At 57.3% G+C, this 1207-nt stretch carries 1 protein-coding gene and 1 pseudogene; both read right to left on the bottom strand.

Features of this window, described 5'->3' with window-relative positions:
- Positions 1 to 159 precede the first annotated feature (159 nt).
- Positions 160 to 555, bottom strand: a pseudogene (locus ABT116_RS48125) (amino acid permease); the annotation flags it as partial.
- Positions 556 to 981: 426 nt separating this feature from the next.
- A partial coding sequence (locus tag ABT116_RS48120; protein WP_351647820.1) for a hypothetical protein occupies positions 982 to 1207 on the bottom strand: 226 nt, incomplete at its 5' end.

Raw genomic sequence — 1207 nt, 5'->3', positions numbered from 1 at the left:
ATGGCGGTCCGGGGCGGCGCCGCCGACTCCCTCCCGCCCGGCTTCGACACCTCCCAGCAGCTCCTGATCGTCAACGACTTCCCGCACGGGTTCGAAAGGGCTTCCACCGCTCAAGATCTTGTCCATCGGAGCAATTGCCAGAATCAAAGCAAGGGTTGCGATGTAGAAGACGAACAGTCGGACGATCGTCACACGGAACGCCTTCTTCACCGCTACCGCCGGGTTCTCCGCCTCACCGGCCGCAACGGCGATCATCTCGATGCTCAAGTAGCTGAAGATCGATACGATCACGGCAAACCACATGCCGGACAGACCATTCGGAAAGAATCCGCCACCGGCTGTCTAATTGTGAAATCCGTAGTCCGGGTTTCCGCTACCGAACACGACGTACGCTGCCATCACGATGAACGCCACGATCGCGAAGACCTTGATCGTCGAGAACCAGTACTCCATCGTTCCGAAGGCCTTGACGTTGAACATGTTCACGCCGATCAGCACTCCGGAGAACAACACGATCCACAGCCACGACGGTACGTCGGCGAACCAGAACTGCATGTATTCACCGATCGCGGTGACCTCGGTACCGACCGCGAGGACGATGCACGAAGATTTGTTGAAACTGCTGGCGGAGAACGCTGTTGGATGCACCTACGAGAAATCGGCTGGGGTATTTGAGACTGCCTAGCGAGGTGAAGCGACGAATGTTCGTGTCGTTTGTAGAGCGGTTGCGAGAGGTCACGAGTCGACTGGATTGACGCAAGAGCTTCGGTTACATGTCGTTGAATTCCACATTGATTTGCGGTTGGGGCTGTAGATCGATCCCGGAAATAGCCCGACATTCGGCTGCTGATCTGAAGTTCTGCACGGAGATACGGATACAACTCGCGGATCGCCCGAGTGGAAAACTCCAGTCGCTCGTCATCTGTCGCGCCGACGACTCAGTATCGTCGCCCCCGGCGGTATCTGAATTGGGGCGCCGATCTAACCGGCAAGAGCAAGAACGCCGTCGTTAACAAGTCCGAACCGGGATGGTCGCCATTCGGGATCAACCGGGTCGAGATGCTCGAAAAGTAGCTTGCTCGGATCGACATGCCGCAGAGTGAGGTCTGACAAATTCGGGGCGTCACCCTCAATGGGCGTCGTGCCGTCGACGTCGATCTCACCCAGCCTTAGCAGAGCACCTGACGATTGGGGTAAAGCCCGATAG

It is taken from the genome of Streptomyces sp. NPDC002130, from assembly GCF_040296465.1.
GTDB lineage: Bacteria > Actinomycetota > Actinomycetes > Streptomycetales > Streptomycetaceae > Streptomyces.
The sequence above is the reverse complement of the archived record's forward strand: the minus strand, read 5'-3'. Positions and strand labels throughout refer to the sequence as shown.